Annotated in this window: 13 protein-coding genes; 8 read left to right on the forward strand and 5 right to left on the reverse strand. The window is 70.8% G+C overall.

Features of this window, described 5'->3' with window-relative positions; genetic code table 11:
- Nucleotides 1-193: 193 nt before the first annotated feature.
- The 6 genes from D7V77_RS21290 to D7V77_RS21315 all read left to right on the forward strand — a co-directional run bounded on the left by D7V77_RS21290 (nt 194) and on the right by D7V77_RS21315 (nt 5,542).
- Nucleotides 194-613 (forward strand): hypothetical protein, encoded by a 420-nt coding sequence (locus D7V77_RS21290; RefSeq protein WP_120578126.1) that lies wholly within the window; start codon nt 194-196, stop codon nt 611-613.
- 101 nt (nt 614-714) lie between these two features.
- The gene (locus D7V77_RS21295; RefSeq protein WP_120578127.1) at nt 715-2,073 is read left to right on the forward strand and encodes a zinc-regulated TonB-dependent outer membrane receptor; all 1,359 of its coding nucleotides are present in this window, start codon (nt 715-717) and stop codon (nt 2,071-2,073) included.
- Between the two features lie 22 nt (nt 2,074-2,095).
- Nucleotides 2,096-3,019 (forward strand): metal ABC transporter solute-binding protein, Zn/Mn family, encoded by a 924-nt coding sequence (locus tag D7V77_RS21300; protein ID WP_120578140.1) that lies wholly within the window; start codon nt 2,096-2,098, stop codon nt 3,017-3,019.
- Between the two features lie 4 nt (nt 3,020-3,023).
- Nucleotides 3,024-3,884, forward strand: a complete 861-nt coding sequence (locus D7V77_RS21305) for a hypothetical protein (RefSeq protein WP_120578128.1) — start codon at nt 3,024-3,026, stop codon at nt 3,882-3,884.
- Nucleotides 3,871-4,689 carry a metal ABC transporter ATP-binding protein gene (locus D7V77_RS21310; protein ID WP_169820902.1) on the forward strand — a complete coding sequence of 273 codons (819 nt, stop codon included), beginning with the start codon at nt 3,871-3,873 and terminating at the stop codon, nt 4,687-4,689. Before D7V77_RS21305 ends, D7V77_RS21310 begins: the two co-directional genes overlap by 14 nt.
- Entirely contained in the window at nt 4,670-5,542 is an 873-nt protein-coding gene (locus D7V77_RS21315; protein WP_120578129.1) for a metal ABC transporter permease, read from the forward strand. The genes D7V77_RS21310 and D7V77_RS21315 overlap by 20 nt, the downstream gene beginning before the upstream one ends.
- Nucleotides 5,543-5,567: 25 nt before the next feature.
- Here the strand turns inward: D7V77_RS21315 and D7V77_RS21320 are convergent, their stop codons facing one another.
- The 5 genes from D7V77_RS21320 to D7V77_RS21340 form a co-directional block, all read right to left on the reverse strand.
- Nucleotides 5,568-6,116: an isochorismatase family protein gene (locus tag D7V77_RS21320; protein ID WP_120578130.1), complete on the reverse strand. Its 549-nt coding sequence runs from the start codon at nt 6,114-6,116 to the stop codon at nt 5,568-5,570.
- Between the two features lie 73 nt (nt 6,117-6,189).
- The gene (locus D7V77_RS21325; protein WP_120578131.1) at nt 6,190-7,932 is read right to left on the reverse strand and encodes a hypothetical protein; all 1,743 of its coding nucleotides are present in this window, start codon (nt 7,930-7,932) and stop codon (nt 6,190-6,192) included.
- A gap of 10 nt (nt 7,933-7,942) precedes the next feature.
- Nucleotides 7,943-8,554 carry a hypothetical protein gene (locus D7V77_RS21330; protein WP_120578132.1) on the reverse strand — a complete coding sequence of 204 codons (612 nt, stop codon included), beginning with the start codon at nt 8,552-8,554 and terminating at the stop codon, nt 7,943-7,945.
- A 40-nt stretch (nt 8,555-8,594) separates the two neighbouring features.
- Nucleotides 8,595-9,086: a hypothetical protein gene (locus D7V77_RS21335; protein ID WP_120578142.1), complete on the reverse strand. Its 492-nt coding sequence runs from the start codon at nt 9,084-9,086 to the stop codon at nt 8,595-8,597.
- Nucleotides 9,087-9,365: 279 nt separating this feature from the next.
- Entirely contained in the window at nt 9,366-9,806 is a 441-nt protein-coding gene (locus tag D7V77_RS21340; protein WP_233597140.1) for a hypothetical protein, read from the reverse strand.
- Between the two features lie 169 nt (nt 9,807-9,975).
- On the opposite strand from D7V77_RS21340, the gene D7V77_RS21345 reads away from it, so the two are divergent.
- Nucleotides 9,976-11,442 (forward strand): hypothetical protein, encoded by a 1,467-nt coding sequence (locus D7V77_RS21345; RefSeq protein ID WP_120578133.1) that lies wholly within the window; start codon nt 9,976-9,978, stop codon nt 11,440-11,442.
- Between the two features lie 74 nt (nt 11,443-11,516).
- On the forward strand, nt 11,517-12,233 hold the full coding sequence (locus D7V77_RS21350) for a Bax inhibitor-1/YccA family protein (RefSeq protein ID WP_120578134.1): 717 nt from the start codon (nt 11,517-11,519) through the stop codon (nt 12,231-12,233).
- The last annotated feature ends 21 nt before the right edge of the window (nt 12,234-12,254 follow it).

The following is a 12,254-nucleotide window of genomic DNA, read 5'->3' on the forward strand; positions in this document are numbered from 1 at the left end:
GAACGGGAGGGAGGCACGGGCGGCGGAACTCCTGGCGCGAAGGGCGTGACGCTGGCGCGCCCAACCTAACCGATGCGGCAAGGAGGGACGTCTGGAATGAAAACAACGTTCCCTTGTCGTCGTGTTTCGGCGGTGTACCCAGGCTGCCTTGACACTCCCGGGGGCCGACAGTAAGCCAGCCGGGAACCCTCAGATGCTCTCGCGCGCCCACACCCTTGCCCGCCTCACCGCGATGCTGCTCGTCGCGCTCTGGGGTGCCCAGCCGCTGGGTCTGGCGCTGCACGTGGAGCAGCACGCGCACCGGTTCTGTCCGCAGCACCAGACGTTCGAAGAGGACGCGCGGCGCGCGAACCCCGCGCTGTCCCGCTTCTCCGAGCGCGCCCCCGTCGTCGCCTCCGTGCCGCCCGCCGTGGCGGACGCGACGGCCCTCAACCACGAGACGTGCCCGCTGCTCACGGCCGCCCCGCAGGTGGAGGCCCTCCAGGGTTCGGGCGTCGCTTCCGCTTCGGCGTGCGTGGAGAGCAATCACCCGGCCACCGCGCCGCCCCGTTCCTTCGCGCCGCTCGCCGTCCTCGACACCGCGCCCAAGGCCTCGCCTCCGACGCACGCGTAGTTCCGCGTGTCGTGTCGTGAAGCAGGTCATCAGGTCGACGGTCGTCGCGGGGTGCGCATGCGCATGCTCCACGGCCGGCCGGTTCCGAGGAGCCAACATCCGTGTCATCCCTTCCGCGCAGGCATCCCCGCGCCCTCGCCGTCGTGCTCGCAGCGCAGCTGTCCGCGAGCGCGGCGTGGGCCCAGCAGTCATCACCGCCCTCCACCGAGTCACCCCCACCTTCCGAGTCTCCCGCGCCCGCCGAGGACACTCCGGCGCTGAGCCCGGAGGAGATGGAGGAGATTGAGAAGGCGCTGGGCACGGACACGAGCACGCGCGCCCGTCCGTCCGGCGACACGTCCCCGGTGTCACCCACCGCGACGAACGACTCCGGCGTGACACCGCTCAAGCTGCCCAACGCCATCTCCAGCGGCACCAACTTCCTCAACCTGAGCTTCATCCTGGACATGGCCCTGGCGGCCTTCTCCAACAAGGAGCCCCTCCAGGGCGGCGCGCACGACCCGACGAAGAACGGCTTCAACCTCCAGCAGTTGGAGCTGTCCATCGGCTCCGTGGTGGACCCGTACTTCCGCTTCGACAGCAACCTCGTCTTCAGCCAGTTCGGCGTCGAGATTGAAGAGGCGTACGTCACCACGCTGGACCTGCCCCTCAACCTCCAGGTGCGCGCGGGCCAGTTCCTCACCCGCTTCGGCCGCATCAACGCCACGCACCCGCACGCGTGGGACTTCGTGGATCAGCCCTTCATCATGAGCCGCTACTTCGGCGCGGAGGGCAACCGCGGCCTGGGCGTGGAGGGCTCCTGGCTCACGCCGCTGCCCTGGTACGTGGAGGTGATTGGCAGCGCCACCGACGCCACGGGCGAGGCCACCGCGCGCAGCTTCTTCGGCGCCGCCGCCGAGCGCGTGCTGTCACCGCTGGATTTCCAGCTCACCGGCGCGGTGAAGCAGTTCTTCCCGCTGTCGGACGACCTGTCGCTGTTGTGGGGCCTGTCCGTCGCCACGGGCCCCAACCCCACGGGCTACCGCAACTACACCAGCATCTACGGCACGGACGTGTACCTGAAGTTCCGGCCCATCACGTCGCAGAGCTCGCAGCAGCTGGTGTTCCAGGCGGAGGTGCTCTACCGCCGCAGGCAGGTGCCGGAGGACGTGCTGTCCGACTGGGGCGGCTACGCGCAGACGGTGTGGCGCTTCTCCAACCGCTGGGCCACGGGCGTGCGCTACGAGTTCGGCTCGGCCGCGAAGACGCTGGAGGGCCGGGTGGCGAATGATCCGCTCGACCCCGAATGGATTTCCGACCGCCAGCGCATCACCGCGTCGGTGACGTTCTGGCCCACCGAGTTCTCCCGCCTGCGCCTGCAGGCCGCCACGGACCGGGTGGGCTGGCGCGAGTCGCCGGACTACTCGGCCTTCCTCGCCCTTGAAGTCGTGACCGGCGCCCACGGTGCCCATGCGTTCTGACCTCTTCTTCCGGAGCCCTTCCATGCGTTCCCTTCGCCTGTTCGCGGCCCTGTGCGCCGCCGTCGTCAGCCTCACCGCCGTTCCCGCTCGCGCGGATTTGAAGGTCGTCGCCACCCTCCCGGACCTGGCCGCGCTGGCCAGGACCGTGGGCGGGGACAAGGTGGACGTCATCGCGCTCGCGCTGCCCACGCAGGACCCGCACTTCGTGGACGCCAAGCCGAACCTGGCGCTCGCGCTCAACCGCGCGGACCTGCTCATCGCCGCGGGCCTGGACCTGGAGATCGGCTGGCTGCCCACGCTCCAGATGGGCGCGCGCAACAACCGCATCCTGACGGGCAACGCGGGCTACCTGGACGCGTCGCGGTTCGTGAGCCTCCAGGAGATCCCCGCCGGGCAGGTGGACCGCAGCCAGGGCGACGTGCACCCCGGCGGCAACCCGCACTACCTCTATGATCCGCGGCAGGCACTCAAGGTGGCGGCCGCCATCGAAGCGCGCATGTCGCAGCTGGATGAGAAGAACGCCGCCACCTACAAGGCCAACCTCGCGAAGTTCACGCAGGAGCTGCAGGCGGCGCAGACGGGCTGGGAGAAGCGGCTCGCGGGCTTCAAGGGCGTGCCCGTCATCGCGTACCACCGCACGACGGCGTACCTGCAGGACTGGCTGGGCTTCAAGACCATCGCCTTCCTGGAGCCCAAGCCGGGCATCCCGCCAAACCCGTCCCACGTCGCGCAGGTGCTGGCGCAGGGCAAGGCCAACAAGGTGAAGCTGGTCCTCAAGGAGGACTACTACCCGGACAACATCGCGAAGCTCGTGGCGTCGAAGATTCCCGCCGCGCTCGTCACGCTGCCCGGCGGCACCGACTTCCGTTCCAGCCAGACGTACGTGCAGCGCCTGGAGTTGATGGTGGGCCGCCTGGAGCAGGGCCTCGCCGGGAAGGGGCAATGACGCCATGAAGCGCTTTCCAACCCAGGCGTGGTTGCTTCCCTTCGCGCTGCTGTCCGGGTGCGCGTTCGATGCGGGCGAGGGCTTCGCGGTGCTCGAGCCCTCCGTCCAGGCCGCGTACTCGCCGGTGTCCGGCCGCAATGCGGGTGATGGCTACCAGGCGCTCGCGTCCGACTTCCAGCTGCGCATGGACACCGGAACGGTGAGCCTGGGCAGCATCGACCTGATTGCCAGCTCCGGGGGCGGAGGCAGCACGGCGTTCGACCCGTCCTCGCCACCGCCGGGCTACTCGCTGTGCCACAACGGGCACTGCCACAGCGACTCCGGGGCGCTCGTGGACTACGAGGACATCCAGGCGGAGCTGGGCGGCGGAGGAAGCACCACCGTCACCGTGGCCAACCTGCCGGTGGACGCGGAGCTGGACCTGCTGGCGCCCGCGACCCGCGACCTCACGTGCAAGCCCGCCTGCGAGCTGGGCAAGACGACGCTGGCCCGCGGACGCTGGGCCGTCACGGGTCTGCGGATGACGGGCAGCGTGCGCGATGGCCGTGTGCCTGCGCGCTTCGCGGGCGCCCTGCCCTTCCGCTTCACCGCGACGGTGACGGGCGCGGAGGCCACGCCGGTGGCGGTGCTCACCGGCGCGTTGGACGTGCCGTCCGACCGGGAGAATGACCCGCGTGTGGCGTTGGGCCTGAAGCTGGAGCTGACGCCGGCCCTCTTCGACGCGGTGGAATGGTCCGCCGCGACGGTGGGAGCGGATGGCGTGGTGGACCTGGACGTGCCCGCGAACGCGGCGGTGCGCACCGCGCTTTTGGAGAAGGTGGCGGCGCTGAGTCCCACCGCGGAGGTGAACCGTGGCTCACGGTGATCACGAGACGGAGCTGGACCGGGGCCACCGCGCCGCGGTGCCGGAGCCGGGCGAGCCGCTGCTGAAGTGCGAGCAGCTCGTCATCGGCTACGGGGGCAAGGACATCCTGCCGCCCATGGACCTGGTGGTGCGCCGCCACCAGTTCGTGGCGGTGGTGGGCCGCAACGGCTCTGGCAAGAGCACCTGGTTCAAGACGCTGCTGGGGCTGATTCCTCCGGTGTCCGGCCGCATCGCGCTGGGCGCGCCGCACATCCGCAGCGCGTACGTGCCGCAGATGTCCGCCATCGACTCGCTGTTGCCCGTGCACACGCGGGAGCTGACCGGGTGGGGACGGCTGTCCGGGTGGAACTTCCTCCGGCCCTTCCCCAACAAGACGGACCGCCAGAAGGTGGAGGCGGCACTCGATACGGCGGGCGCGCGCGGCATCGCGAAGCGGCCCTTCCGCGACCTGTCCGGCGGCGAGAAACAGCGCGCGCTGCTGGCGCGGGTCATCGCCACCGAGGCGGACGTGGTGCTGCTGGATGAGCCCACCGCCGCGATGGACGCGGTGGCGGAGAAGCAGACGATGCTGCGGCTGTGCGCGCTCGCGCATGACCGCGGCCTGGGCGTGGTGGTGGTGAGCCACGACCTGTCCGTCGCCGCCGAGCACGCCGACGTCATCCTCTTCGTGGACCGTGAGCACCGCTGCTTCGTCATGGGCGATGCGCGCACCGTGTTCTGCCATCCCGCCTTCCGCCGCCAGTACGGCGACGACTACTGCCACACCGCGCCCCAGGGACCCCACCGTGGAAACAACCCTGCTTGAGCCCTCGAAGTGGGAACAGTTCCAGGCGGGCTGGGAGCTGTTCCGTGACCCCATCCTCTGCGCGCTCATCGCCGGGTGCGTGCTGGGCTTCCTCAGCGTCTACGTGGTGCTGCGGCGCATGGTGTTCGTCAGCGCGGCGGTGACGAACACCGCGGGCCTGGGCGTGGCCCTGGCCTTCTTCGCGGAGATCCACCTGGGCGTGCACGTGGACCCACTGGTGGGCGCGGTGGTGCTGTCCGTCGCGGCCACGCTGCTCCTGATGATTGAACCCGCGCGGCTGCGGCTGTCACGGGAGAGCCTGCTGGGGTGCGCGTTCGCCTTCGCGGGCGGCGCGGCCATCCTGGTGGGTGACCGCATCGCGCAGGAGGCGCACGACATCCAGGGCATCCTCTTCGGCACCGCGGTGCTGGTGACGCCGGATCAACTCCAGGCAGTGGCGGTGGCCGGCGGGGTGCTGATGGTGCTGCACCTGTGGTGGTTCCGGGGCATCGCCTTCGTGAGCTTCGACCGCATTGGCGCCACCGTGCAGGGGCTGCCGGTGAAGCTGCTGGACACGGTGTTGATGGTGTCCATCGGCATCATGGTGGGCGTGTGCGCGCGGGCCCTGGGCGCCCTGCCCGTCTTCGCGTTCTCCACGCTGTCGGCCATCGCCGCGCTGGTGCTGGACCTGCGGCTGCCGTGGACCTTCTTCACGGCGACCGTGCTGGGCGGCATCGCGGGCGCGGGCGGATACCTGTTCGCGTACTTCTACGACTTCCCGGTGGGCGGTTCGCAGACCGTCCTGTCCGGGGTGCTGGTGCTGCTGATGATGCTCGTGCGCCTGGTGCGCGAGCCCTTCAAGAGCAGGGCGTAAGCGGTGGGCCGCCGTCGTCCCTGCTTCAGCGGACGGCGGCGGACACCTTCTTGAACTCGGGCGTGCCCGCGCGGCCCAGCATGTCGAACAGGGCCGACTCCACGGTGAGGATGCGCGCGCCCGCGTCGCGGCACAGCTCCAGTCCCACGCGGCGGTCCTCCTCCGAGCGCGACAGCACGGCGTCCGCGAGCAGGCACGGCTCCCGGCCGCTTTCCGCCAGGTCGCGCGCCGTCTGGAAGACGCAGATGTGCGTCTCCATGCCGGTGATGAGCACCTGCTTGCGGTCCCCCAGCACGGAGAGCACGTCCGGCGTGGCGGCGGAGAACTCCATCTTCTCCAGCGGTTTGAACTCGCCCAGGCGCAGCTTGAGCAGCGAGTGCGTGCGGCCCAGCCCCTGCGGGTACTGCTCCGTGACGATGACGGGCAGGCCCAGGGCCCGCGCGCCCTCCACGGCGGCGCCCGTGCGCGCGAGCATGCGGTCCAGGGCGTCGCGGTCCATCGCGGCGCACAGGCGCTCCTGGATGTCGACGACGAGCAGCGCGGCCTGCTCGGGCTTCAGGCGGAACGACGGCATGGGGCGGCTCCTTGGAGGATGCCCCCTAGTGACGCGAACGCCGCGCCTGCGTCAAGCGCGGCGGCGTGCGGGCTCAGGCTCCGTGAACGGTCCAGGGCGCTCCTCCACCCCGGGGGACGGGCGCGGTGTCCACCGAGGCCACGTCTGGCACCCGACGGAGCGCCGTGCGGCCGCGGTGCCCCCGGGCCGCGAAGCCCCGTGCGCGTTGCAGGCCCGGCAGGTGCGGATCCGCGTCGCGCCACAGGTCCAGCACCACGGCGAAGTCGTGCGCCGCTTCGGACATGCACTCGCAGGCGACGTGGGCCTCCGCGACCAGGAGCATGCAGTGGCCGCAGCCGGGCCGCTCCCCTGCCCGCTCCAACGCCAGCTCCAGCGCCTTCTCCTCGCGGCCGGAGCGCAGGCGTACGCGGGCCAGCGTCTCACGGGGCGGCCGGCAGAAGAGCGCGGGGCCCACGGGACGCAGGCGGCGCTCCAATCGCAGCGCCCGCGTGAGCGCGGCCTCCGCCCGGCCGGAGTCTCCCCGGCGCGCATCCAACGTGCCCCGTAGCTCCTGCGCGGCGACCTCCACCGTGCGCGCCACGTCGCGAGCGCACAGGGCGCGGCCCTCGGAGCGCGGCGCTTCCGACAGGGTGTTCACCAGTGCATCCAGGGTGCCGCACGCTCGCTCCACGTCGCCCAGCCGTCCCGTCTCCAGCGCACAGACGCCCTTCGCGTACAGGCGCACGGCGTCACGCAGTCCCGCCTCCGCGACGGTGGCCGCGTCTCCCAGCTCCATGGGGACCTCCGCCGCCGCCCGGCTGAAGCCGAAGCGCAGGTGCGCGGCGACGAGCGTGGTGGCGGCGAAGAGCACCGCCTGCGGTTGGCCGCCTGAAGCTTCCACGCGCTGCCGCAGCTTGCGCGCCCAGCTCTGCGCTCCCCGGTACTGCCCCACCTCCACGCAGCCTTCGCTGAGCAGGCGCAGCGCGGTGTCCGCGCTCGGCGCCACGTCGAGGGGCAGCGACTCGCGCGCGAGGTACGCGTCATCCGCCGTCACCGCCGACTCGAGGATGCGGTTCGCCTCCACCGCCTTGCCCACGCGCAGCAGCAGTCGTCCAGCGGCGAGCAGCGCGGGACTTCCCGCGGGCACGAGCGACGGAAGCAACTCCGCGCTCTCCAACGCCGTCTCCGGCCGGGCGCTGGGCAGCCAGGCCTGCACCCAGGCCACGTGCACGCCCGCGTGGTTCGGGTGCGTGCGCAACAGGTCGCGCAGGATGAGTTGTGCGTACGGCTGTCCCTGCCCGGGGCGCCCGTCGGACTCGTACCCGTCCAGAAGGAAGCCCGCGAGCAGCAGGCGCGGCTCGGGCTCCTGGGGGAAGCGGTCGATGAGGCACTCCATCTCGCGCACGAAGGCATGTCTGCCATTGGCGGGGCCCTTGTCCGCGAGGAGGCTGGCCGCGACGACCAACCGCTGCTCCATGTCGGTGGTGCCCTCCGCCAGGGTCAGCGCCTTGCGGATGGCCTCCGCGCGGTCCGCGGCGAAGCGCTGCCCCACGCCCCGGGCGAGCGCGAGCCCCCACCACGCCATGGCGAGGGATGGATCCTGTCGCGCGGCCTCCGCGAAGGCGCGCCGGGCCTCCAGCGCCCAGCCCAGGTGCAGCAGGCGCAGGCCCTGATTGAAGTACGCCTGCGCCAGGGGAACCTGCGTCGTCACCTGGAGGTGTGTGCCTCCCAATCCGTCCTGGAGCGGTGGCGTGGGAAGGGCTTCGTCCGGCAGGTCCTCCCACGCGACGTGGGAGTGGACCGACGGGGCATCGGCTCTAAACAGACGTGCCAGCATGGTGTCCTCCTCACGCTTCGGTCATCGGAGCGGCATGGTGTTGCACGGAGGCATCGGTCGCGCGCACGCGCACGGCCAGCCGCCTCCAGGCGGTCGACAACTCTTCGGCGGGGACGGGAGACGCCTTGCGCCGCGCCGCCAGGCACTCGCGCCGCCAGGCCAGGCCCACGTCGCGGGCCACCCACGCCTCGTACTCCGCGAGCCAGTCCGCCAGCCGCGCGAGTCCCGCCCTCGCCGCCCTGCGCTCTGACCCCGTGGTTGCGTCGCGCCGGACGCCCACGTTCTCCACCCGGAAGGCCGTGCCGCGCGCTTCGTCCACCCACCGGGGAACGAAGCCATCACGCGGCACGAAGATGGCGGCGCCGCACGACTCGCACAGCGCGCCGAAGCCCCACAGCGTGAGGCGCCCCCCGTCCAAGAGCTGCCCCTGGTACGCGCTCTGTCCCTCCACGCCCGGCGGACGCGCTTCACGCACCAGACCGCGCCGGAGCAGCACGTTGCCATCCGGGCAACGCACGTCCTGGCCCAGGCACCACATGGCCACGTCGAACAGACGGTCGCCGTCGCGGCGCACGTCGCAGGGAAGCAGGGAACCGGCACTTCCAGAAGAGATCTTGGACATGGGGCGCCTCGGGCTTCATTGGAAAGAGAGGAACCGGGGGTCAGTCGTGGGCGTGGTCGTGCTCGCCCGACTCCTCGATGACGAGCGACACCGAGGACAGCGTCGAAGGCCCGAAGGTGAGCGTGTGCGTGCCCACGGTGAGCGGCACGACGTGGCGGCCCTTGATGTCCGTGCAGAGCGAGGAACTGGTGGCGCTCTCCTCGAACTCCACGGCCGCGCCGCTGCTGTTGGTGACCGTCACCGGGACCGGGGCGCTCATGTAGAGGACGTAGTCGGTGGCCTCGGAGACGGCGAAGGACACCGCGCCGCCCTTGCCGCCAGCGATGTCCACCAGCGCGATGTCGTAGCGCTTGTGGTCATTGCTCACGGCCGGGCCCGTGCCGCTGACGGCGGCGGTGACGGCGGCGGCGGGGCCTTCCTGCAGGTGCTCGCAGCCCTCCTCGTCGACGTGGGCTTCCTCTTCGTCGCCACCGCAACCGGCGGCGAGGAGGGAGGTGGACAGCAGCAGGGCGGACAGAAGCTTCTTCATGATGGGGACTCCAGGGACACGGGGATGGACTGCGGGAACTCCAGCCGCACGGGCCGCACGCGCACCGCTCCTCAAGAGGCGCGACCGCGAAGGAACGAACGGGACTGGAAGGAGGGACCGCGGCACGAAGCGCGCACCCGTGCACGTGGCCGGAGGTGCCATGCGCGTGCGGCGGATCCGTTCAGCGAACGGGGACGCGCACGCCCTGGACTCCGGTGGCCACGGCGCACCCCGGCCCACGAAGACACGGGGGCCAGGACGGCGGGCTACGGCGGCGGAGGCTTAAGCGCGCGGCGGCGACGACTTGGGCGCGAGCCTCAACAGCGCGACGGGTGCCGCGTGGAAGCGGAACACCGCCAGCGCGGGGCTGGAACGCGTGGAGACCGCGGCCATGACGGGCGCGGACTCGGCCGGAGGCGGTGCCTCACGGCGGAGGAAGGCGTGGTGGCAGTGAGCCTCACCACCGTGGGGCGTGGCCTTCGACACCGGCGCCCGGGCCACGCGCGCGTCGTCGAAGGAGAGCGCCTCCTCCAACGGGCCGTCGTGGGACGACGCGTCGCTCACGTGCATCACGTCCCCGTGCTCCAGGCACGTGGTGTGCTGCACGAGCGCGAAGTGGAGCACGCTGCCCACATACACCAGCACGCACACGAGCACCCACGGCAGCGCCAGCAGGCGCGGCAGGGAGCGACTCGTGCTGAGGTGGCGTCGGAGGCGGCTCACGTCGACTCGGTCTCGAAAAGCAACTCAGTTGTTTTTAAGCGACCTCCCTGCCCGGTGCAAGCCGGGATGCCCTGGCCCGGGGCCGGAGGGCGAGGTGGCGGACACAGGGAACAGCGGCGGGATCCGCGGGTTGTGGACCCACAAGCCCCTGGGGTCGTAGGTTCCGCGCGTGCACGAGCTCATGGATGTCCTGCGCAGGCAGGCACACTATTTCGGACCGGAGCTGGCGAAGACCGCCTACCAGCGCGGCCTCGCGGTGACGAAGCAGGATGGCAGCACCCAGCCCATCCCCATCACCGCCACGCCGGTCATCCTGGACGCCGAGGAGATCAAACGCCGCTCGCTCCTGTCCGCGAAGCTGGCCTCCGCCACGATGAAGATGGCGCGCGCCATCCTGGGTGGCCCTGACGCGGAGCTGCTGCTGGGCGCGCTGTCGCCGCTGGAGCGCAGCCTGGCGCAAGGCACCTGGGAGGCGAGCCGCAAGCTCGCCACCACGCGCGTGGACTACTTCGTGTCCGGAGGCCGGCCCTGGGCGCTGGAGGTGAACGCCACCATCCCGGCCATGCAGGGCTATTCGGACATCGCGGCGCGCACCTTCATCGAAGTGGTGGCGCGACACGTGCGCTATCCGGAGAAGGCGCTCGCGTCGCTGCTCACGCTCAACGGCAACAACGCGCTGGCGCTCTACCGCGCGCTGCTGGACGGCTACGCGGCCGAACGCAACGGCCAGATGCCCGACACGGTGGCGCTGCTCTGCCGCAAGAATGACGCGCAGATCACGGAGCTGCGCTGGCTGTGCGAGCGCTTCCGCGAGTTCGGCGCGGACGCGGACGTGGTGCATCCGGAGGATGTGTCCGGCGACGACGCCTTCACGGTGAACGGCAAGAAGTATGACCTGGTCTACCGCCACCTCTTCGTGCGCCGGCTGGAGCAGAACCCCGCCCCCTGGGTGGAGGACTTCCTCTCCGTCGTCCCGGGCAAGAAGGCCGTGTTCTTGAACCCGCCCGCCTCGCAGGTGGAGGTGAAGGCGACGTTCGCGCTCCTGTCGCAGGCGGTGACGGACGCGGCGCTGGCGGAGCGCGCGGGCCTCTCACCGGAGGAGCTGGAGGCGGTGCGCGAGTCGGTGCCGTGGACGCGCCCCTTCCGCCACGGTCCCGGCGTGGATCCGGACGGCGCACAGGTGGACGACATCGTGGCCCGCGTTGCCCGGGAGCCCGCGCGCTTCGTGCTCAAGCGCTCGTGGGACTACGGCGGCAAGGCCGTCTTCCTCGGCCGCTCCGTGGGCACGGTGCCCTACGAGGAGCGCGTGAAGGGCGCCTACGGCGAGTCCAAGACGTGGGAGCAGCTGTGCGAGCGCGCCGCGACGGATGCGCAGGGCGGCTTCGTGGTGCAGGAGGTGGTGGACACTCAGCCGGAGGAGCACCTGCTCTGCGGGACGAACCAGGTGCTGCCCACGTCCTTCTTCGTGGATTACTCGGCGTATGCGTCTGTTGGGCTCGCGAAGCAGCCCGCGTGGGGCGGGGTGTGCCGTGGGTCCATGTCGGAGATCGTCAACATCGTGGGTGGCGGTGGCGTGCTGCCCCTCATCACGACAGAAGTCGCTTCGAAGCTTTTGCTGGCCTGGAAGGCCCTTTAAGGCGTCCTCCAAGGGTCCTCGTTAAAGAGAGGCCGGGACTGAAGCGGTCCCCGGCCCGAAAGGAAACGAAACACATGGCGTGGGAATCTTCAGGTGGCTGGCAGGGCGGGCAGGCGAGCGCGGTGGACGACGTCCTGGTCCAGGAGTCGCAGCGCGCGTTCATGTCGCGCGTGCACGGTTGGATGTTCGCGGGCCTGGCGCTCACCGGCGTGATGGCGATGGTGACGCTGGCCAATGAGGCGCTGCTCCGCGTGGCGGTGCAGAACCGGATGGCCCTGTTCCTGGTGCAGTTGGGCGTGGTGTTCGGCCTGTCCATCCTGGCGCCCCGGCTGTCCGGCCCGGTAGCCGCGGTCATGTTCGCGGGCTACGCGGCGCTCACCGGCGTGACGATGTCGGTCATCTTCCTCATCTACACGGCCAGTTCCATCGGCCAGGTGTTCTTCATCACCGCCGCGACCTACGGCGCGATGGCGGTCTACGGCACCGTCACGAAGAAGGACCTGAGCGGCTGGGGCACGTTCCTCTTCATGGGGCTCATCGGCATCGTCATCGCCAGCGTGGTGAACTTCTTCATCAAGAGCAGCGCCGTGTCGTTCGTGATGGCCTGCGCGGGCGTGCTCGTGTTCGCGGGCCTCACCGCCTACGACGTGCAGAAGCTGCGCGAGTACCACGCGGGCACGGGCTTCAAGAGCGCGACCGCGGTGAGCATCGTGGGCGCGCTCACCCTCTACCTGGACTTCATCAACCTGTTCCTGTCGCTGCTGCGCCTGCTGGGCAACCGCCGCGACTAGCTCCAGGCGGTAGGATTCAAC

Source organism: Corallococcus sp. CA041A (assembly GCF_003612075.1).
In the GTDB taxonomy this organism is placed as follows: domain Bacteria; phylum Myxococcota; class Myxococcia; order Myxococcales; family Myxococcaceae; genus Corallococcus; species Corallococcus exiguus.

Coding starts and splice junctions, on each gene's coding strand:
- D7V77_RS21290 (WP_120578126.1), top strand. CDS start 194: ATGCTCTCGCGCGCCCACACCCTTGCCCGCCTCACCGCGATGCTGCTC.
- D7V77_RS21300 (WP_120578140.1), top strand. CDS start 2,096: ATGCGTTCCCTTCGCCTGTTCGCGGCCCTGTGCGCCGCCGTCGTCAGC.
- D7V77_RS21305 (WP_120578128.1), top strand. CDS start 3,024: ATGAAGCGCTTTCCAACCCAGGCGTGGTTGCTTCCCTTCGCGCTGCTG.
- D7V77_RS21320 (WP_120578130.1), bottom strand. CDS start 6,116: ATGCCGTCGTTCCGCCTGAAGCCCGAGCAGGCCGCGCTGCTCGTCGTC.
- D7V77_RS21325 (WP_120578131.1), bottom strand. CDS start 7,932: ATGCTGGCACGTCTGTTTAGAGCCGATGCCCCGTCGGTCCACTCCCAC.
- D7V77_RS21330 (WP_120578132.1), bottom strand. CDS start 8,554: ATGTCCAAGATCTCTTCTGGAAGTGCCGGTTCCCTGCTTCCCTGCGAC.
- D7V77_RS21350 (WP_120578134.1), top strand. CDS start 11,517: ATGGCGTGGGAATCTTCAGGTGGCTGGCAGGGCGGGCAGGCGAGCGCG.